This is a genomic window from Euzebyales bacterium, assembly GCA_036374135.1.
Classification (GTDB): domain Bacteria; phylum Actinomycetota; class Nitriliruptoria; order Euzebyales; family JAHELV01; genus JAHELV01.
In genome coordinates this window covers 1-18,727 of sequence record DASUUK010000074.1, presented here as the reverse complement: position 1 = coordinate 18,727, position 18,727 = coordinate 1, and the positions used below count along the sequence as shown (strand labels likewise).

21 protein-coding genes and 1 tRNA gene are annotated in these 18,727 nt (G+C 70.3%); 18 read left to right on the top strand and 4 right to left on the bottom strand.

Features of this window, described 5'->3' with window-relative positions:
• Positions 1-6 precede the first annotated feature (6 nt).
• From VFZ70_12460 to VFZ70_12420, 9 genes are all read left to right on the top strand, one after another.
• Positions 7-1,026 (top strand): 4Fe-4S dicluster domain-containing protein, encoded by a 1,020-nt coding sequence (locus VFZ70_12460; GenBank protein ID HEX6256609.1) that lies wholly within the window; start codon positions 7-9, stop codon positions 1,024-1,026.
• A gap of 93 nt (positions 1,027-1,119) precedes the next feature.
• Positions 1,120-2,076 carry an NrfD/PsrC family molybdoenzyme membrane anchor subunit gene (nrfD, locus tag VFZ70_12455; protein ID HEX6256608.1) on the top strand — a complete coding sequence of 319 codons (957 nt, stop codon included), beginning with the start codon at positions 1,120-1,122 and terminating at the stop codon, positions 2,074-2,076.
• A gap of 279 nt (positions 2,077-2,355) precedes the next feature.
• Positions 2,356-4,086 carry a M20/M25/M40 family metallo-hydrolase gene (locus VFZ70_12450; protein HEX6256607.1) on the top strand — a complete coding sequence of 577 codons (1,731 nt, stop codon included), beginning with the start codon at positions 2,356-2,358 and terminating at the stop codon, positions 4,084-4,086.
• 73 nt (positions 4,087-4,159) lie between these two features.
• Entirely contained in the window at positions 4,160-4,744 is a 585-nt protein-coding gene (locus tag VFZ70_12445; protein HEX6256606.1) for a molybdenum cofactor guanylyltransferase, read from the top strand.
• Positions 4,745-4,902: 158 nt separating this feature from the next.
• Entirely contained in the window at positions 4,903-5,871 is a 969-nt protein-coding gene (locus VFZ70_12440; protein HEX6256605.1) for an alpha/beta hydrolase-fold protein, read from the top strand.
• Between the two features lie 34 nt (positions 5,872-5,905).
• Entirely contained in the window at positions 5,906-6,646 is a 741-nt protein-coding gene (locus tag VFZ70_12435; protein ID HEX6256604.1) for an alpha/beta hydrolase-fold protein, read from the top strand.
• A gap of 32 nt (positions 6,647-6,678) precedes the next feature.
• Positions 6,679-7,929, top strand: a complete 1,251-nt coding sequence (locus VFZ70_12430; protein HEX6256603.1) for a hypothetical protein — start codon at positions 6,679-6,681, stop codon at positions 7,927-7,929.
• Complete coding sequence (gene fdhD / locus VFZ70_12425) at positions 7,929-8,747, top strand: formate dehydrogenase accessory sulfurtransferase FdhD (GenBank protein HEX6256602.1); 819 nt, start codon at positions 7,929-7,931, stop codon at positions 8,745-8,747. The genes VFZ70_12430 and fdhD overlap by 1 nt, the downstream gene beginning before the upstream one ends.
• 48 nt (positions 8,748-8,795) lie before the next feature.
• A complete protein-coding gene (locus VFZ70_12420; GenBank protein HEX6256601.1) occupies positions 8,796-9,269 on the top strand; it encodes a hypothetical protein in 474 nt (157 codons plus the stop codon).
• 25 nt (positions 9,270-9,294) lie between these two features.
• On the opposite strand, the gene VFZ70_12415 is transcribed toward VFZ70_12420, so the two are convergent.
• A complete protein-coding gene (locus VFZ70_12415; GenBank protein HEX6256600.1) occupies positions 9,295-9,423 on the bottom strand; it encodes a hypothetical protein in 129 nt (42 codons plus the stop codon).
• A gap of 98 nt (positions 9,424-9,521) precedes the next feature.
• On the opposite strand from VFZ70_12415, the gene selD reads away from it, so the two are divergent.
• On the top strand, positions 9,522-10,562 hold the full coding sequence (gene selD, locus VFZ70_12410) for a selenide, water dikinase SelD (GenBank protein ID HEX6256599.1): 1,041 nt from the start codon (positions 9,522-9,524) through the stop codon (positions 10,560-10,562).
• An 86-nt stretch (positions 10,563-10,648) separates the two neighbouring features.
• On the opposite strand, the gene VFZ70_12405 is transcribed toward selD, so the two are convergent.
• Complete coding sequence (locus VFZ70_12405; protein HEX6256598.1) at positions 10,649-11,839, bottom strand: amino acid aminotransferase; 1,191 nt, start codon at positions 11,837-11,839, stop codon at positions 10,649-10,651.
• Positions 11,840-12,094: 255 nt separating this feature from the next.
• Here VFZ70_12405 and VFZ70_12400 point away from each other — a divergent pair, with 255 nt between their 5' ends.
• The 7 genes from VFZ70_12400 to rdgB all read left to right on the top strand — a co-directional run bounded on the left by VFZ70_12400 (position 12,095) and on the right by rdgB (position 16,944).
• Positions 12,095-12,544 (top strand): M67 family metallopeptidase, encoded by a 450-nt coding sequence (locus VFZ70_12400; protein ID HEX6256597.1) that lies wholly within the window; start codon positions 12,095-12,097, stop codon positions 12,542-12,544.
• A 78-nt stretch (positions 12,545-12,622) separates the two neighbouring features.
• On the top strand, positions 12,623-12,898 hold the full coding sequence (locus VFZ70_12395; protein HEX6256596.1) for a MoaD/ThiS family protein: 276 nt from the start codon (positions 12,623-12,625) through the stop codon (positions 12,896-12,898).
• A 9-nt stretch (positions 12,899-12,907) separates the two neighbouring features.
• Complete coding sequence (locus VFZ70_12390) at positions 12,908-13,852, top strand: cysteine synthase family protein (GenBank protein ID HEX6256595.1); 945 nt, start codon at positions 12,908-12,910, stop codon at positions 13,850-13,852.
• Positions 13,853-13,944: 92 nt separating this feature from the next.
• Complete coding sequence (gene murI, locus VFZ70_12385; protein HEX6256594.1) at positions 13,945-14,772, top strand: glutamate racemase; 828 nt, start codon at positions 13,945-13,947, stop codon at positions 14,770-14,772.
• A 62-nt stretch (positions 14,773-14,834) separates the two neighbouring features.
• The gene (locus VFZ70_12380) at positions 14,835-15,587 is read left to right on the top strand and encodes an MBL fold metallo-hydrolase (GenBank protein ID HEX6256593.1); all 753 of its coding nucleotides are present in this window, start codon (positions 14,835-14,837) and stop codon (positions 15,585-15,587) included.
• Entirely contained in the window at positions 15,584-16,357 is a 774-nt protein-coding gene (gene rph, locus VFZ70_12375; protein HEX6256592.1) for a ribonuclease PH, read from the top strand. Before VFZ70_12380 ends, rph begins: the two co-directional genes overlap by 4 nt.
• Positions 16,354-16,944, top strand: a complete 591-nt coding sequence (gene rdgB, locus VFZ70_12370) for an RdgB/HAM1 family non-canonical purine NTP pyrophosphatase (protein ID HEX6256591.1) — start codon at positions 16,354-16,356, stop codon at positions 16,942-16,944. Before rph ends, rdgB begins: the two co-directional genes overlap by 4 nt.
• Here the strand turns inward: rdgB and VFZ70_12365 are convergent, their stop codons facing one another.
• Complete coding sequence (locus VFZ70_12365; protein ID HEX6256590.1) at positions 16,945-17,412, bottom strand: CYTH domain-containing protein; 468 nt, start codon at positions 17,410-17,412, stop codon at positions 16,945-16,947.
• 121 nt (positions 17,413-17,533) lie between these two features.
• Entirely contained in the window at positions 17,534-18,043 is a 510-nt protein-coding gene (locus tag VFZ70_12360) for a hypothetical protein (GenBank protein HEX6256589.1), read from the bottom strand.
• A 322-nt stretch (positions 18,044-18,365) separates the two neighbouring features.
• Here VFZ70_12360 and VFZ70_12355 point away from each other — a divergent pair.
• Positions 18,366-18,449: transfer RNA gene (locus VFZ70_12355), tRNA-Leu, on the top strand.
• The last annotated feature ends 278 nt before the right edge of the window (positions 18,450-18,727 follow it).

The window sequence follows — 18,727 nt, the reverse complement described above, 5'->3', positions numbered from 1 at the left end:
CGCGTCATGAGCGTGGCCCCCGGATATCGGGACGCCCAGCCCCGGATGGGGTTCTTCACCGACACGACCGTGTGCATCGGGTGCAAGGCGTGCGAGGTCGCCTGCAAGGAGTGGAACGCCATCCCGGCGACCATCGACGAGCTGTCGGGCGACTCGTACGACAACACTGGTGGCCTGGGTGCGGACACGTGGCGCCACGTGGCGTTCATCGAGCAGCGGGTCCCCGAGATCATGGCCATGGGCGAGGCCGGCGTCTTCACTGGTGCGGGCGGCGCGGCAGCTTCGCCGGTGGGCGGGGACCGGACCGGGCGTGCCGCCCTGCCCGGCGATCCGGTCGATCTGACGCGCATCGGCGGCGAGGGCTTCGCAGGCGAGGAGGCCGTCGACCCCGCCGGCATCGACGTCACCCGCATGGGCGAGGACGGGCTGGCGGTGCCGATCGGCAGCTCGGCCGATGTCAGCTTCCGGTGGCTGATGAGCTCCGACGTGTGCAAGCACTGCACCACGGCCGCGTGCCTCGACGTCTGCCCGACGGGCTCGCTGTTCAAGACCGAGTTCGCCACGGTCGTGGTGCAGGAGGACATCTGCAACGGGTGCGGCTACTGCGTGCCGGCCTGTCCCTACGGCGTCCTCGACCGCCGCGAGGACGACGGCAGGGTCTGGAAGTGCACGCTGTGCTACGACCGGTTGATCGATGGTGGCGAGCCGGCCTGCGCAAAGGCGTGTCCGACGGACTCGATCAACTTCGGCACCCACGACGACATGCTCGCGATGGCGCGCGACCGCCTCGACGAGGTCGTCGAGGCGGGCTACGGAGGTGCGCAGCTGTACGGCGACGGGCCGTCGGGCGGCGTCGACGGCGCGGGGTCGGTCTTTCTGTTGCTCGATCAGCCCGAGGTGTACGGCCTGCCGCCGGACCCGATCGCGTCGACGAAGCACCTGGGGGACATGTGGCGCTCGGCGGCGGTGGCGGCGCTGACGCTGGCGGCGGGCGTCGCCGCGGCGGTCCTGGGCGGGCGTCGATGAGATCCTCGGCCATCGGTCCGTGCCGTGAACCGCTCACCGGCGGAGGCACGCCGCACGGCGGGCCCGCGTGGCGAACGACCAAGGAAGTGTGGGATGACTGAGCAGGTCGACAGCGCGTCACAGGCGCGGCTGGTCGCGGGCGGCAGGGGTGCGGTGGTGCCCGCCGCCGACGTGCGGACGTACTACGACAAGCCGGTCATCAAGGAACCTGTCTGGACCTGGGAGATCCCCTGGTACGTCTGGACGGGCGGCATCGCCGGCGGCTCGGCGGTGCTGACAGGCATCGCGACCGTGACGGGACACGTCGCGCTGGCGCAGGTCGCGCGCCGCATCGGGACGGCTGCAACGGTGCCCAGCCCGGTGCTGCTGGTCATGGACCTCGGTCGTCCCGAGCGCTTCCACCACATGCTGCGGGTGCTCAAGCCGACGTCCCCGATGAGTGTGGGCAGCTGGACGCTGATGCTGTTCTCAGCCGCCCAGGGTGGCGGCTGGCTGCTGGCCGAGCTCGGGTGGTTCCCCCGACTGCGGGCGCTTGCCGACGTCGCCGCCGGTGTGCTGGGCACGATCATGGCCACCTACACGGCGGTCCTGTTCGCCGACACGGCGGTGCCGGTGTGGCACGAGGCCCGCCGCGAGCTGCCGTTCGCCTTCGCCGCGGGCGCGGCGACCGCGGCGGGTGCCGCCTCGTGGCTGGCGGCCGGCGATGAGGTCGGCGGGCCGGCACGACGGCTGGCCGTCGGCGCGGCGGTCGTCGAGCTCGCGGTGGTGGAGGGCATGCGACGGCGCCTCGGGGACCTGGCAGAGCCCTACGAGCGCGAGGACGCCGGGCGATTCGCGACCGCCGCGAGGTGGCTGACCGCAGCCGGCGCCACGCTCAGCGCGATCGGTCGCGGTCGCCGGATGGTGCGGGTGCTCGGTGCGGGAGCACTGCTCGCCGGCTCGTTGTGTGAGCGCTGGGCCGTGTACAGGGCGGGGTTCATCTCGGCACGCGACCCCAGGTACACGGTCGGCCCCCAGCGTGCGCGTGCCGACGCGGGTCGCGGTGCGTGACCATCGCCTGTGCGACCAGGCGACACCGCCGGCAGCGAACGCCACCTGTACCATCGGCTAACGTGCGCATGACCGTTGTCATCAGCCTCTCCGGCGCTGATCGGCGGTGATGTCAACGCGTCGTCAATCATTAGTCACGCATGGCTACATTCCACCCTTCGGGTGACGACTTCCTCCCCTTTGTGTCATGGCTTGTTCGGTCTAGGGTGACGTGGTTCGTTCGACGCTCCCGCAGCAGCCGAGGTCAGCGTGCGGGGGCACGACCCGAAGGGTGAGCTGATGACGAATCATTCGGCGCTATCACCGTCGCGCGCACGGATCCGTGCGCTTGCGGTGGCGCTCGTGGCTCTGCTGCTCGCGGCACTCCTACCCGGAGCCGCGGCGCAGGCGGAGCCCAAGGACAAGTGCGACACCAGGACCAACAACACCTACCAGAAGCTGTTGGAGTGCATCACCGCCGAGGGCGTGTTCGACCACCAGGAGGCGTTCCAGGCGATCGCCGACGCTAACGAGGACCCGTTCTACCCCGGAACCCGCGCGGCAGGCACCGATGGATACGACAACAGCGCGGAGTATGTCGCCGACCTGCTGACGGCGGCCGGCTGGAAGGTCGAGCTCGACCCGGTCGATGTCACATTCGTCTTGCCGTCCACGCTCCGGCAGCTGACGCCCGTAGCGGCCGACTACGAGACCGGTGCGTTCACGGGCAGCGGCTCCGGCACGGTTGAGGGCAATGTCATCCCGGTCGACCTGGCGCTGGGCACCACCGAGTGGCCGACTGCACGCGCCGATTCCACGAGCGGATGTGAGCCCGAGGACTTCGATGGCATCGACTGGAGTGGTGACAACGACATCGCCCTCGTCCAGCGCGGCGCCTGCAACTTCGGGAACAAGGCGCTGAACGCCGAAACCGCTGGTGCCGAAGCGATCATCATCTTCAACCAGGGCAACACGCCGGATCGCGAGGGCCTGATCGTCGCGAACGCGTCGACGCTGAACGACGGCACGTCCATCCAGCACGGCATCCCTGTCGTGGGTGCGAGCTTCGCCGACGGTGTCGCGCTGGCCCAGGAGGGGTCGACGGCCTTCGTCGAGGTCCCACCGATCCAGACGCGGCAGGACTACAACGTGATCGCCGAACTGCCCGGCAAGAACGACGACAACGTCGTCATGGCCGGCGCCCACCTGGACTCGGTGATCCAGGGTCCTGGCATCCAGGACAACGGATCCGGGTCCGCTGCGCTGCTGGAGCTCGCGCTGTCGCTGTCGAAGCTCGAGCCGCGGAACACGCTGCGCTTCGGCTGGTGGGCAGCCGAGGAGCAGGGACTCGTCGGGTCCGAGGACTACGTCGAGGGCCTGAGCCAGACGGAGCTGGACCGGATCGCGGCGTACCTGAACTTCGACATGATCTCGTCGCCGAACTTCATCTACGGGGTGTACGACGCGGACGAGTCGAGCTTCCCGGCACCGACCGGCGTGCCGATCCCGGAGGGCTCCGAGGCGCTCGAGGACCTGTTCGAGACCTACTTCACCTGGCAGGGCATCCCGTACGAGGACAGTGAGTTCTCGGGGCGCAGCGACTACCAGGCGTTCATCCTCAACGGGATCCCGGCCAGCGGCCTGTTCACCGGCGCCGAGGTGCCCAAGACCGCCGAGCAGGAGGAGATCTGGGAGGGCGTCACGGGCGAGCAGTACGACCCGTGCTACCACCTCGCGTGTGACAGCCTCGACCCCGACGCCGAGGAGCCGGAGCGCGACCCGGCGGTCTACGCTGAGCTCGCCGACGAGAACGACGTGGTCGGCAACGTCTCGCTGGAGGCGCTCGGCGTCAACAGCGACGCCATCGCGTTCGCGGTGCTGACGCTGGCCTACTCGACCGAGGACGTCAACGGCGTGCCGGGCAAGTCGGTCCCGGGCAGCAGGGCGCTGGATCTGCCCGACGAGTTCGCGGGCCCGGAGGGCACCGTCGGCTCCGACGGCGGTGACGGACCCGCGCACGGGGAGTCCTAGCACCGACAGCACCTAGGAACCGAGGGGCGGCCGATCGGCCGCCCCTCGGCGCGGCAACTGCGATCATTGTCGTGTGCGTGACGACCTGACCGGGCTGGTGCTCGCCGGCGGCCGCAGCCGTCGCATGGGCACCGACAAGGCGCTGCTCACCGTGGACGGCCGGCCGCTCGTGTCGCACGTCGCGACGCGACTCGCGACCCTCTGTCCAACGGTGCTGGTTGCGCCCGGACCGCGTCGGCTGCTACAGGTGGTGTGGCCGCAGGTCGACGACCGCATCGCCGGAGCGGGCCCGCTGGCCGGGATCCTGGGTGGACTGGCCGCCGCCACGACCCCGCTGGTCGCCGTGGTGGCCGTCGACATGCCGCATCCTGATCCGGGCGTGCTCCTCGATCTGGCGAACGCATGGAACGGGCACGCCGCCGTCGTCCCGGTGCACGACGGACGACCGCAGCCGCTCCACGCGGTCTACGCCACCAGCGCGCTCCGCCGACTCGCGGCCGCGTTCGATGCCGGCGAGCGGTCGCCGACGCGTGCGCTGGGCCGCGTCAATGCGTTGACGCTGCCGGTGCCATGTGCCGGCCGGTGGTCGCTCGACCTCGACACCCGTCAGGACCTCGCCCGATTCCGCGCGCAGAGCCGACAGAGGGACTACCTGTGACCCCCGACACCGTCTACGCTGCCTCCGACGTGTCGATGTCTGCGTTTGGTCCGGTCGTCGACGCGACCGGCGTCCTCTTCCGGTTGCGTCTCCCCACGGATCACGTCAGGCGTGTGCGATTGTGTCAGAGCCTGGCGCGTCCGCGCATCGGCCCCACGATGCGCGCCGTCACGACGGACGGCGGGCAGCAGCAGCTGTGGCAGGCGCGACTCGACCGGCCGGATGTGGACCGTCTCGAGTACCAGTACGAGGTCGAGTTCGACGACGGCAGGCGCGAGCTGCTGCTGGATCCGCACAACCCGCGCCGCGCCGCGGGGCCGTTCGGTGACAAGTCGGTCGTGGAGATGCCCGGCTATCGGGCGCCGCGATGGTTGGACAGCGGTCCCGTGCCCGGTCGCTACATGACGCTCAGCCTCGCCAGCGACGTCCTGGACGCGACGCTCAACGTCGGTCTGTGGGCCGCGCCGCAGATGGACTTCGAGCGCGAGGCGCCGCTGCTGATCGTCCACGACGGGCCGGAGTACGACCGCTTCAGCGCCCTGCTGCGCTTCGTCAACACCATGATCACCCGCGGCCGGGTGCCGCCGCTGCGCGTCGTGCTGCTGCCGCCGGCCGATCGCAACGAGCACTACGCCGCCTCGCCCAAGTACGCACGGGCGCTCGCCCGCGAGCTCATGCCGGTGCTGGACTGGCTCGCACCCCAGCCGCGCGCGCGTCGTGACGGTCGGTCGTGGCGGATCGGCATGGGCGCCAGCCTCGGCGCGCTGGCCACCCTGCACGCGCACCGTCGCTATCCCGATCTGTTCGGTGGGCTGTTCCTGCAGTCGGGCAGCTTCTTCCAGCGGTACACGGACAGGCAGGAGTCCGCGTTCTTCCGCTTCGACCGGATCGTGGCGTTCGTCGACAGCGTCTGCGCGGCGGAGCGGGTCACCCGACCGGTCCCCGTCGGCATGACGTGCGGGACGGTGGAGGAGAACCTCGCCAACAACCGCAGGGTCCGCGACGCGCTGGCACTACAGGGCTACGACGTGGCGTTCGCGGAGCACCGCGATGGGCACAACTGGGTTGCGTGGCGTGACAGCTTCGATCCGCACCTCGCGGACCTGATCGAACGGGCGTTGGCATGAGTGCATCTGGTGACCGCCCCGGTGGGCACGCATCATGAGACGGGAGCACCTCTACCTGCCGTCGCGCAGCATCGGAGCGGCGGGCGGGGTGATCGCCTACGGCCACCACGGTCGCCCGCTGTTGGTGTTCCCGTCCGAGCAGGGCAACGCCTGGGACTACGAGGACCGCGGCATGATCGAGTCGATCGCCTGGCTCATCGATGATGGCCGCGTCAAGGTCTACTGCGTCGACAGCTACGACGGGCAGAGCTGGTCGGACCGGTCGATCGACACCGAGGAGCGTTCACGGCGGCACGGGCGGTACGAGGACTGGATCGCCCACGAGGTCACCGCGTTCATCCACGAGGACTGCGGTGGACCGCAGGACATCATCACGACCGGCGCGAGCATGGGCGCCTACCACGCCGCCAACTTCGCGCTGAAGCGGGCGGACCTGTTCCCGCTGGCCATCTGCCAGAGCGGCAACTACGACATCTCGACCACCGGCTGGGGACACCGTGGCGACGCCACCTACTTCAACAACCCCATGGACTACGTGGCGAACACCCACGGTGACCACCTCGACTGGCTGCGCAGCCGCGTCCGCCTGATCCTCGTGTGCGGCCAGGGTCAGTGGGAGGACACCACTGGCTCGCTCGAGTCCACACGACGGTTCGCGGAGGTGCTGGCGGCGAAGGGCATCCCGTTCGAGATCGATCTGTGGGGCCACGACATCCCGCACGACTGGCCCAGTTGGCGGGCCCAGATAGCGCACCACCTGCCCCGGGTGGTGTGACAGGCGCCGGTACCGACGGACACGGAGGCACGATGACCACCCACCTGATCGGCATGTTGCTCGGTACCGAGGACGACTGGCCGACAGCGTTCGAGCAGTTCGTCCGTCACCTGGACCTCAACATCGCGTACGCCGGCGAGACGCACAGGTTCGACACCGAGCGGATCACCATCGAGCCGTTCAGCTTGCGCCAGCCAGCCCGCCACGCGTTCGTCGTCGACCGCCTCGCCTACTGGTACTACCACCCACGCGAGTGGCTCAAGAAGGTCGCGCTGATGGATGAGGTGTACCTGCCCAACAACCCTTTCACGTTCCAGAGCATGGAGAAGCACGCGGCGTTCTGCGCCGCGATGCGTCTGGGGTTCAACGTTCCCGATACCTGGCTGCTGCCGCACAAGGTCCCGCCGGACAACGAGCGCTTCGCGCCGACGGCTCGCAGGTACAACCGCATCTTCGACATCGAGCGCGTCGGCGAGGCGGTGGGGTACCCGTCATACGTCAAGCCGTTCCACGGTGGCGGATGGGTCAACGTCACCCGCGTGGGCGGTCCCGACGAGTTGCGCGCGGCGTTCGACGAGTCCGGCCGCGAGCTCATGCACGTCCAGGCCGGGATCGAGGGCTACGACGTGTTCGCGCGTGGGCTGCAGATCGGGGCCGAGACGATCATCCTCGCGTACGACCCGACGAAGCCACTCCACGAGCGTTACAGCGTCAGTCACGACTTCCTCACCCCGGAGGCCGGCCGTGAGATCGACACGTTCGGCCGCACGATCGGAGCGTTCTTCCGCTGGGAGCACAACTCGTTCGAGGTCATCCTGCGCGACGGCGTGGCATACCCGATCGACTTCGCCAACGCCTGTCCCGACATGGCGATCATCAGCCTGCACTACTACTTCCCGTGGGCGATCAGCACGCTGGTCAAGTGGGCGGTCTACTGCGCCACGACGGGGCGGCGGATGCATCTGGACGGGCAGATGCGCCAGTTCTACAACATCGCCGACGACCCGAACCGCAGCTGGGAGGACAAGCTCGCGGCCTACCAGGCGCTGGCCGACGACTACCTCGAGCGGGAGCGCTACACCGCGTTCTGTGCCAGCCACCTCGCCCATCTCGACGCTGCGATGGTCGAATACATCTCCAGCACGCAGTTCGACGACCACCTGGTGGCCACCATCGTCGACGCCTTTCCGCCCCACGAGCACGAGCAGTTCGTCGCCCGCTACCGTGGGTTGCTGGGAGCGTGGGCTTCCGACCAGCACCCGAAGGCGACCGAGGTGACGTGATGGCCGAGCAGGTCACGGTCCGACGCCGGGTCCGTCGCGTCGAGGGTGCGGCTGTCCGGCCGATGGTCGACACGCTGGCCGCAGAGGAGCCCATGGAGATCCGCGTCGGCGGCGAAGCGGTCTCGGTGACCATGCGCACACCGGGGTCGGACTTCGAGCTCGCCGCGGGCTTCTGCCTCACCGAGGGACTGATCGACGATCCCGCGGACATCGCGGGCATCCGCTACTGCGTCGGCACGGCGCTCGACACCGGCCTTCAGACCTACAACGTCGTCGACATCGCCCGGCGCGACGGCGGGACCGTGCCCGTCGACCTGCGGCGCAACGTCTACACGACCTCGTCATGCGGCATCTGCGGCACGGCGAGCATCGACGCCGTCCGCCGCGACCTCCCACCGATCGACGACACCGTCCGGGTGTCGACCGCGGTCGTGTCGGGCCTGCCCGACGCGATGCGCCGTGCGCAGCGCGTCTTCGACCGGACCGGTGGCCTGCACGCGGCCGCGCGGTTCTCCGCCGACGGCGACATGCTCGATCTGCGGGAGGACGTGGGCCGCCACAACGCCGTGGACAAGTTGATCGGCGCCGCGGCGCTCCAGGGGCAGCTGCCGTTGAGCGGGCAGGTCCTCATGGTGTCGGGTCGCATCGCGTTCGAGATCGTGCAGAAGGCGTTGCGCGCGCGGATGCCGGTCATCGCGGCCGTGTCCGCGCCGACCTCGCTGGCGGTCCACCTGGCGGAGGATGCGGGCATGACGCTCGTCGGCTTCGTCCGGGGCGAACGCATGAACGTCTACTGTGGGCAGTGGCGGCTGGGCTGATCCGCCACGCCGCACGCGGCCGCTGCGCGTGCGATGATCGAGGTCACCATGCACGGGCTCCTGGCGCGACAGACGGCGGTCATCGGCGCCGTTGCCGCCGCCGGGCTGCTGCTGATGCAGTTGCGCACCGAGGGCGTCCGCGGCTACGGCGTCCCGGACATCCTGTCGATCCTCCTGGTTGCCGTGCCGGTCATGGCGCGCAGGTCCAGCCGCCCGCGCCGACCGCACGGCGCGGGCGCCGACACGCCGGCCGGTGCGAACGCGTCCGACGGCGATGCGGAGGAGCGGTCCGCGACGGGCGCTGACGAGGACACCGGGGCCAGACTCATCGTCGAACGCCTGCTGGCGCGGTGGGTCGCGATGCTCGTGGCCGTTGGCGCGTGGACCGGAGCCGTGCTGCTCGTGCTGCTGCAGGCGTGGCCCCCAGCGTTGTCCGCTCTCATCGTCATGGCGATCGCCGCATCGGGCATCCCCGCCGACCGGGACGACATGCCGGTCGCGCACACGTCCGGGCCCGGGTAGCCGGGGTCGCGCGACCTGTCCGGCCTCACGAGAGGGGCCCGCCGCGCACGCGACTGGACACCAGCCGCACGGTCCGGTGCAGCACCTCGTGGTAGTTGGGCAGGCTGAGATCGACGTGGCGCCCGTGCGCGCCACCGGCGTTCGCGTTGGTCACCAGCACGTGCACTGGCCGGTGGTTCCGCGGACCGTCGCACACGGCCGGCACGCGGATAGGCTCGCGACAGACCGGTGGCAACCGAACGAAGGCGCGCAGTGGATCCGTCGACCCGTCGACTGACCGAGTTCAGCCACGGCGCGGGGTGAGCGTGCAAGCTCGCCCCCGGCGAGCTGGCGCAGGTCCTGCGCCGTCTGCACCCCGGCCGTGACGACCGGCTGCTGATCGGCGCCGATCCCGGCGACGACGCGGCGGTCTGGCTGCTCGACGACGACCGCGCCCTGGTGGCGACGGTCGACGTCATCACGCCTCTGGTCGACGACGCCTGCCTGTGGGGCCGCATCGCCGCGACCAATGCCGCCAGTGACGTCTACGCGATGGGCGGTCGCCCGTTGTTCGCGCTCAACGTGGTGGGCTGGAACCGTGACGCGCTGCCGCTCGACCTGCTGGGCGACGTGCTGGCCGGCGCCGAGGCCGCCGCAGCCGACGGCGGGTGGATCACCGCCGGCGGCCACACGATCGACGACCCCGAGCCGAAGTTCGGATGCGCGGTCGTCGGTGAGGTCGCCGTCGATGCGATGCTTCGCGCGGACGGGCTTCGCGCGGGCGAAATCCTGGTGCTCAGCAAACCACTCGGCGTCGGGATCGTGAGCACGGCGATCAAGCGTGGTGTGGCACCTGACGACGTCGTCGACGCGGCCGTGGCGTCCATGGTCCGGCTGAACGCCGACGCCGCCGGGGTGGCGGTGCGCGCCGGCGCCACCGGCGCCACCGACATCACCGGCTTCGGGCTGCTCGGGCACCTGCGCCGGATGGCCGAGGCCTCGGGCGTCGATGTGCAGGTCGACGCTGCGGCGGTACCGGTCCTGCCCGGTGTCCTCGATCTGCTGCACCAGGGGATGGTTCCCGGCGGCACGCGGCGCAACCTGGCGTGGGCGGCGGAGGTCGTGCGCGCCCCGGACACCGACGACGACACGCTGCTGCTGCTCGCCGACGCGCAGACGTCGGGTGGGCTGCTGTTCGGCGTCGAACGGGATGTCGCCGACACGGTCGTCGAGGATCTGCGCGGATCCGGTCACGACGCGGCCGTGGTCGGGCGTGCCACGGCGGACGGCCCGGGCCACATCGCCGTCATGTGACACGCGGCGGCCGTCCCGCATCGGGCGCGCGCACGATGGCCCGGCCAGGCTGCGGCACCCAGGGCGTGGGCCCCTGGGCGGCCAGATCAGACGTTGAGCACGGAGGCCACGGCGTCGGCGAGGTAGTCGACGTTGCCCTCGGTGATGCCGGCGACGTTGATCCGGCTCGACCCCACCAGGTACACGCTGAAGTCATCGCGCAGCCGCTGCACCTGCTCCGGCGCCAGCCCGAGGAACGAGAACAGCCCACGCTCCTCGGCGATGAAGCCGAAGTCCATCCCGCGCTCCGCAGTGCACTCGGCGAACCTGCGACGCATGCCAAGCAGACGGTGGCGCATGCCGGTCAGCTCACCGCGCCATGAGGCCGTCAGGTCGTCGTCGGTCAGGATCCGTCCGACGATCGTGGCGCCGTGTGCGGGCGGCATCGAGTAGATGCCGCGCGCGATCGAGTTGAGCTGGCTGCTCGCCGCGGTCGCTGCCTCAGCGGTCGGCGTGACCGCGCAGATGAGGCCCGCACGCTCGCGGTACAGGCCGAAGTTCTTGGAGCAGGAGTAGGCGACGAGCATCTCGGGGAGGCGCGCCGCGAGCGTGCGGACGCCGTACGCGTCCTCGTCAAGGCCCTCGCCGAGGCCGTGGTAGGCGATGTCGACGAACGGTACGAAACGGCGGTCCGCCGCGATGTCGGCGACCGCATCCCAGTGCTCCGGCTTCAGATCGGCACCACACGGGTTGTGGCAGCACCCGTGCAGGACGACCACATCGTCGCGGTCGATCGACGCGAGCGTGCCGAGCATCGCGTCGACGTCGATGCCGTGCGCGTCGTGGTCGTAGTAGGGGTAGGCGTGGATCTTCAACCCGGCGTCGCCGAGCAGCGGCTCGTGGTTCGGCCAGGTCGGCGTGCTGACCCAGGTCGCCGCACCGGGGCGCAGCCGCTGCACGAGCTCGGCTCCCAGGCGCAGGGCGCCGCAGCCTCCGGGGGACTGGACGGCGCCGACGCGGGCCTCGGTGAGCACGGGGTGACCCGCGCCGAACAGCTCGCGCGTGACACCCGCGATGAACGCTGGATCGCCGGGTGGCGCGACGTACGCCTTGGTCTGCTGCTCCGCCAGCAGCTGCTGCTCCGCGGTGTGCACCGCAGCGAACACGGGCGTCCCACCCTCGGCGCTGCGGTAGACACCGGCACCCAGGTCGACCTTGTCGGGGTTCGGGTCGCGCTGGTAGGCGCCGATCAGGCCGAGGATCGGGTCCGGCGGCAGCGGGCGCACAGCGTCCAACATGACGTGCTCCTGTGGGCGTGACGAGATGCCCGTCGTGGCTATCGACTCCCGCATGGTACGCGGTGGCTGTACGACGAGTCGCCGCCCGGCGGCATGTGCCGACGACCACGCGTCGACGACCGCGGGACTCGACCACGTGGGTCCGAACGCGCATGATGTTCCCATGGTCCGACGTCGGCGCGGACGGTGTCGAGAACACCGTGCAGGGGTGGACGGCTAGTCTTGCGGGCCGGTCGACCACAGGAGCATCCGAACGTGACCACGGTGCAGTCGAGCCGCGAGTTCCACCTCGACCGGCGGACCCACGACGCGATCATCGAACACGCCCGCAGCGACTTCCCGTACGAGGTGTGCGGTCTCCTCGCCGGCCACGACGGTCGCCTGACCGCGCACTACCGCATCCCCAACGCGGCCCGCTCGATGACCTTCTACAACATGGATCCCACGGCGATGCTCGCCGCGATGAACGAGATGGACGACCACGACTGGGATCTCGTCGGCATCTACCACTCGCACACCCACACCGAGGCCTACCCGTCCAGCACCGACGTCGACCTCGCGTTCTACGCCGACGCCGCCTACCTGATCGTGTCGCTCCAGGACGCCGAACACCCCGAGATTCGTGCGTTCTCCATCGTCGACGGGCAGGTCAGAGAGCGTCCCGTCGTGGTCGACGGGGAACAATCGGTCGTTGTCCCACGTTGACCCTATTGTCACCGGTTCTGCAGCCGGCCTGATCACTACGCTTGCGGACCGGGCCGCCGACGACAGGATGCGATAGCGATGGCGATTGAGGTTCGGGTACCGACGGTGCTGCGCAAGCACACCGACGGCGAGCGACGTGTCTCCGGCGACGGGGACCATCTGCGCGAGCTGATCGACGATCTCGGCAACCGCCACGGCGGGCTCCGGACCGCGCTGGTCGACGACGACGGCAGCCTCCACCGCTTCATCAACGTCTACGTCAATGACGAGGACGTGCGCTTCATGGACGGCATCGACACCAGGCTGACCGACGGCGACGTGGTGTCGATCCTGCCCGCCGTCGCGGGCGGCTGACGGTCCACGATGCTGCTGTCGGATCCGTCGCACGCCATCGGCAACACGCCGTTGGTCAAGGTCGCGGCGCTGTCGCCCGACGACTACGAGATCTACGTCAAGCTCGAGGGCAGCAACCCGACCGGCTCGATCAAGGACCGCGTCGCGCTGTACCTGATCGACGACGCCGAGCGTCAGGGCGCGATCGCCCAGGGCTCGCGGATCATCGAGCCCACCAGCGGTAACACCGGCATCGCGCTCGCGGCGCTGTGCATCGCCCGCGGCTACAAGCTGACGTGCGTGATGCCCGAGAACACGTCCGCCGAGCGGCGCACGCTGCTCGAGTTGTACGGCGCCGACATCGTGTTCTCGCCGGGCCGCGAGGGCTCGAACGGCGCGGTGCGCCTGGCCCGCGAGATGGCCGACGACGACCCAGACGTGTTCATGCCGTTCCAGTACGGCAACGACGCCAATCCACGGGCCCACTACGAGACGACGGGCCCCGAGATCATCACCGACCTGCCAGACGTCGCCGCAGTCGTGTCCGGTCTCGGCACCGGCGGAACGCTCGCCGGTGTCGGCCGCCGGCTCAAGGAGCATGACCCGGGCATCAAGGTGTTCGCAGCCGAGCCCGAATACGGCGACCTGGTGTACGGACTGCGCAACCTCGACGAGGGCTTCGTCCCGCCGATCTTCGACCCGTCGCTGCTCGACGGCCGCATCAAGGTCGACTCGCGGAAGTCGCTCGAGGCGACGCGGGCGCTCGCGCAGCTCGCGGGCATCTTCGCCGGCGTATCGACCGGCGCCGCGTTGTCGGTGGCGCGGCGCATGTGCCGGCCTGGGCGCCTGCCACGGGGGAGCAAGGTCGTGGTCATCTCGGCCGACGGTGGCTGGAAGTACCTGTCGACCGGAGCCTTCGACGCCGGCGACCCGACCACACTCGCCGAGCGCATCGCCGACACGGTGTGGGCCTGACCGACCGGGCGCTCTGCCCACCCGGCAGGCCCGCCGGTGACGGATAGACTGCCCGGCTATGACCGCTCCCTTCCCGACGGCGGCGCTCCGTCGTGCCTGATCGCCGTCCCATCGGCGTGTTCGACTCGGGCGTGGGTGGCCTGACGGTCGCGCGGGCGCTGATCGACCTGCTGCCCGACGAGCGGATCGTGTACTTCGGCGACACCGCGCGCTTCCCGTACGGCACCAAGTCGGTCGACGAGCTGCGCCGCTTCGTCGACGAGGTCGTGACGTGGTTGGACCGCGCTGACGTCAAGATGACCGTGGCCGCGTGCAACAGCGCCACCGCGGCGGCGATCGAGCCGTGCGACGGCATCGCCGCCTCCGCGCCGATGCCCATCGTGGGCGTCATCCGGCCAGCGGTCGTGTCGGCGGCCGCCGCGACCCGCAACGGCCGGGTCGGTGTCATCGGCACCGAGGCGACGATCTCCTCCCGCAGCTACGAGCACGCGTTCGCTGCGCTCGCTCCCGGCGTCGACGTGGTCTCGCAGGCATGTCCCGCGCTGGTCACGTTCGTGCAGGAGGGCCGGACGACCGACCCGGACGTCGTCACGCAGGTGCGGGTCGATCTGGCGCCGCTCGTCGCCGCCGGCGTCGACACGGTGATCCTGGCCTGCACGCACTACCCGCTGCTGACCGGTGTGCTCTCCTACGTCCTCGGGCCGGGTGTCATGCTCATCTCGAGCGCCGAGGAGACCGCACGCCGCGTCGTGGCGCGGTTGATGGACACCGACCTGCTCTCCGACCGCCCGATCGGTGACCACCGGTTCGTGTCGAGTGGCGATCCCGACGAGTTCCGCCGGCTCGCCCTGCGCTTCCTGGGTCCCCGCCTGGCCGCCGTTGATGTGGAGCAGCCCTGGCGTGAACTAGCCTCCCCGTAGCGCCAGCCGGCGTTGCGAGGCCGCCCGACCGCCGTCCGGGCGCTGAACACGAGGGATAGGCCATGGTCAAGGTCACGGTGCTAGGCAGTGCCGGCAGCCACCCGGGCAATGGGCGGGCCTGCTCGTCGTACCTGTTGTCGGCGGGTGAACGCCACCTCCTGCTGGACTGTGGCAACGGCTCGGTCACCAACCTGATGGACGCGGTCGATCCCGCCGACATCGATGCGGTCATCATCAGCCACATGCATCCCGACCACTTCGTCGATCTCTACGGGCTGCACTACGCCCTGCGGTTCCACCCCGAGGGCGCCAAGACGGTGGACGTCTACGCGCCGGCGGGCGCGCGCGAGCTGCTGACCGGGCTGCTGCTCGGCGAGAGCGCCGGCAGCTTCAACAGGCACCTGCCGGTCCACGTCGCCGCGGCCGGCGAGAAGCTCGAGCTGGGTCCGTTCGTCGTCGACCTGTTCGCGGCGAACCACCCCATCGAGACCCTCGCGTCGCGGGTGACCGTCGACGGACGGATCATCGCGTTCAGTGGCGACAGCGGCGCGACCGACGAGCTGATCGCGTGCGCGGAGCAGTCTGATCTGTTCATCTGCGACTCGACGTGGGTGTCGCGTGACGCCCCGTTCCCGTCCGGCGTCCACATGACCGGCACCGAGGCGGGACAACATGCCAACGCCGCCGGTGCCGACCGGTTGATGGTGACGCACGTCTTTCCACAACGCGATCCCGAGCAGGTGGCCGCCGACGCCGAGACCGTCTATGACGGCGAGGTCTGGGTTGCGGTCGACCGGGAGGAGTACGAGCTGTGAGCACATCGAGCACCGCCACGCGGGCCGACGCCGCGGCGGCACCGGCACGCCACGACGGACGCGCGGTCGACGAGTTGCGTCCCGTCAGCTTCGCGCTGGGGGTGCAGCGCTTCGCCGAGGGGTCCGTGCTCGTCAGCTTCGGGGCGACGCAGGTGCTGTGTTCGGCGAGCGTGCTACCCGACGTGCCCAGGTGGCTGCGCGGGTCCGGTGGCGGATGGGTCACGGCCGAATACGCCATGCTGCCCAGGGCGACCGCCGAGCGGACGCGCCGGGAGGTCAGCTCGGGGCGCCCGAAGGGTCGCACGCAGGAGATCCAGCGCCTGATCGGCCGGTCGCTGCGGTCGGTCATCGATCTCACCGCGCTCGGTGAGCGGGCGATCATCGTGGACTGCGACGTGATCGTCGCCGACGGCGGGACCCGCACCGCGTCCATCACCGGTGGCTGGGTCGCATTGTCGCTGGCGCTCGACGCACTGGTCGCCGACGGCGGTCTGCCCGCCGCGCCGCCGCTCGATCCGCTGGCGGCGGTCAGCGTCGGCATCGTCGACGGGGTGAGCGTGCTCGACCTCGACTACCACGAGGACGTGGCCGCACAGGTCGACATGAACGTCGTGGCCACCGCCGACGGACGCATCGTCGAGGTGCAGGGCACGGCCGAGGAGTCGCCCTTCTCCCGCGAGCAGCTCGACGAACTGCTCGATCTCGCGTTGGCCGGCTGTCGCCAGCTCACGCTCGCCCAGGCCGCTGCGCTCGCCGACGACGACGCATGACCCGCGTCGTCCTGGCGACGCGCAACCACCACAAGGTCACCGAGCTGCGGCGGATCCTGGCCGATGCACCGATCGAGCTCCTCAGCGGCCTCGACCTCGATCTGCCCGAGGTCGAGGAGACGGGCGACACGTTCGCTGCCAACGCGCTGCTGAAGGCGGAGGCCTGTGTGGCCGCGACCGGGTTGCCGGCGGTGGCCGACGACTCCGGCCTCGTGGTCGACGCGTTGGGCGGTGAGCCGGGCGCGCGGTCGGCGCGGTATGCGGGCGAGGACGCGGACGACGAGTCGAACCTGCGCCTGGTGCTCGAACGGCTCGGCGCGGCGCGGCAGCGGTCGGCGCGGTTCGTGTGCGTCGCGGCGCTGGCGATGCCCGGTGGCGGGCACATCACCGAGGAGGGCGTCATGGAAGGCGTGCTGACCGACGCCCCGCGCGGCGACGGTGGCTTCGGCTACGACCCGATCTTCGTCGCGGTCGGTCAGCAGCGCACGAACGGTGAGCTGACCCCCGACGAGAAGGACGCGATCTCGCACCGGGGCGCGGCGTTCCGCGCGCTGCGACCTCACCTCGTGGCGTTGACGACCGCCTGATCAGCGCCGCGGGTCGTCCGTCGCGAGCGCCGCGTTGCGGTACCGGTCGTCGTCGGTGATCTCGCGACCGAACCAGTCCGGCGGCGTGAACGCACGGCCGTCGTCCTCGGATGCGAACTCGACCTCGGCGATCAGCAACCCGTCCAGGTGGTCGGCGAACCGGTCCACCTCGATCTCCACGCCGTCGTCGGTCGGCAGCACCCATCGCTGCTTGCGGATCCGCCGCCCGTCCGTCAGCTCCCACAGCTGGTCGAACTGCTCCTCGGACAGTTCGATCGTGACCTCGCGCCGGACCTCGCCGCGTCCGCCCTTGACCGTCAGCAGATGGTCGCCGCCGCGGGCACGCACCCTGACCTCGAGGTCGTCGGTGACCGCCAGGTAGCCCTGGTCTATGTGCGTCGGCTCCGCGGCCGCCGTGATCTCGGGCAGCGCGTCGAGGAGGAACTTGCGCTCGATCTCGTAGCTCATGGATGCCCACCGTCCGCCGCTCAGGCACGTCACGCGGCCTCGTGTCACTGCTGGCGGTGTGCAGTCTGCCCGATCCGGCCGCGGTGGCACGGCCCGGACAGCAGGTCAGCGTCCGGTCGCGCTACTCCCAGCCACCGATGTCGACGGCATGCGCCTCCCACACCAGGTCGGCGCCGTGCTGGCGGTGGCGGACCAGGTCGGTGACGAGCACCGTGACGTGGTCGCGCAGGGCCTCGATGTCGTCCTCTCCGGCGTGGGCGGGCAGTCGGCGGATGTGCCCGAGCGTGGACGAGAGCTCGTGCCGGATGCGGTCGTGCTCCTCGCAGAGGCGTTCGATCGCGTTGATGAGCCGGGGGCTGTGTTCGCCGATCTCGGCGAGCACGCCGCTGTCGCCCTCGGTCACGGCGATGTGCCGCTCGAACGTGGCCGCCAGGTCGATCAACGCCTCGTGCACCTGGTCGGACCACTCCGCGACCCGGCCAGGAGCGGGACGGGCCAGCGACCGCTCGAGGCAGATCATCGCCTCGCGGAGGTCGGCGCGCTGCGCGCGTGCGACGCGCAGCAGCGTCGACTGGTCGGCGGTCGCGTCGTCCGCATGCTCGGCGGCGGGCGCGGTCTGGGTCGCCTGCATGTGAAGATCACTCGGCACTGCGCACCTCCCAGTACGACGGCGACGTCACCGTGGCAGGCCCGGGATCACCGCTGGTGACCATCAGGTCTGCTGCTGTGCACACTTGCACAGCATTGGACCCGTGTCATGGGGTGATCCGCGAGAGTTTGGGGCGAACAACACATCGGCGGCTTCGTGGTGCGGCAAGAAGTGGCGATCTTGTGCACAGCCGACGGTCCGGGATGGGCCCGCCACCGCCGGTCCGCGTGAGGGCGGTGCTGGCAGAATGGTGCGTGGTGCTGACCGCGTGACCCTCGCCGGTGACTGCGCGGTCAGTCGCTCGGCGCGAGTGGTGGAATCGGAAGACACGCCAGGTTTAGGTCCTGGTGCCCGCAAGGGCGTGCAGGTTCGAGTCCTGTCTCGCGCACCCCGTCTGAGCATGGCAAACGCGAATCGAGCTCGGTTGTCCCCAAGGGGCCTCGACGCGATCTGCTAACCATTTGCCAACTTCGCCGCAGCGGACAGCGCGACGAGGGGTAGGGGATGCCGAAGCGACCGCCCGGCGTCTATAAGCGGGGCAGCGCCTGGGCGGTGGTCCTCGACCACGGCCGCGATCCGGACACCCGGAAGCGCAAGCAGGTATGGCACTCGGGCTTCGCCACGCTGAGCGACGCGTCGGAGGCGCGGACCCGCCTGCTGCGCGAG

Coding starts and splice junctions, on each gene's coding strand:
- VFZ70_12460 (HEX6256609.1), top strand. CDS start 7: ATGAGCGTGGCCCCCGGATATCGGGACGCCCAGCCCCGGATGGGGTTC.
- nrfD (HEX6256608.1), top strand. CDS start 1,120: ATGACTGAGCAGGTCGACAGCGCGTCACAGGCGCGGCTGGTCGCGGGC.
- VFZ70_12450 (HEX6256607.1), top strand. CDS start 2,356: ATGACGAATCATTCGGCGCTATCACCGTCGCGCGCACGGATCCGTGCG.
- VFZ70_12440 (HEX6256605.1), top strand. CDS start 4,903: ATGCGCGCCGTCACGACGGACGGCGGGCAGCAGCAGCTGTGGCAGGCG.
- VFZ70_12435 (HEX6256604.1), top strand. CDS start 5,906: ATGAGACGGGAGCACCTCTACCTGCCGTCGCGCAGCATCGGAGCGGCG.
- VFZ70_12430 (HEX6256603.1), top strand. CDS start 6,679: ATGACCACCCACCTGATCGGCATGTTGCTCGGTACCGAGGACGACTGG.
- fdhD (HEX6256602.1), top strand. CDS start 7,929: ATGGCCGAGCAGGTCACGGTCCGACGCCGGGTCCGTCGCGTCGAGGGT.
- VFZ70_12420 (HEX6256601.1), top strand. CDS start 8,796: ATGCACGGGCTCCTGGCGCGACAGACGGCGGTCATCGGCGCCGTTGCC.
- VFZ70_12405 (HEX6256598.1), bottom strand. CDS start 11,839: ATGTTGGACGCTGTGCGCCCGCTGCCGCCGGACCCGATCCTCGGCCTG.
- VFZ70_12395 (HEX6256596.1), top strand. CDS start 12,623: ATGGCGATTGAGGTTCGGGTACCGACGGTGCTGCGCAAGCACACCGAC.
- VFZ70_12390 (HEX6256595.1), top strand. CDS start 12,908: ATGCTGCTGTCGGATCCGTCGCACGCCATCGGCAACACGCCGTTGGTC.
- VFZ70_12380 (HEX6256593.1), top strand. CDS start 14,835: ATGGTCAAGGTCACGGTGCTAGGCAGTGCCGGCAGCCACCCGGGCAAT.
- rdgB (HEX6256591.1), top strand. CDS start 16,354: ATGACCCGCGTCGTCCTGGCGACGCGCAACCACCACAAGGTCACCGAG.
- VFZ70_12365 (HEX6256590.1), bottom strand. CDS start 17,412: ATGAGCTACGAGATCGAGCGCAAGTTCCTCCTCGACGCGCTGCCCGAG.
- VFZ70_12360 (HEX6256589.1), bottom strand. CDS start 18,043: ATGCAGGCGACCCAGACCGCGCCCGCCGCCGAGCATGCGGACGACGCG.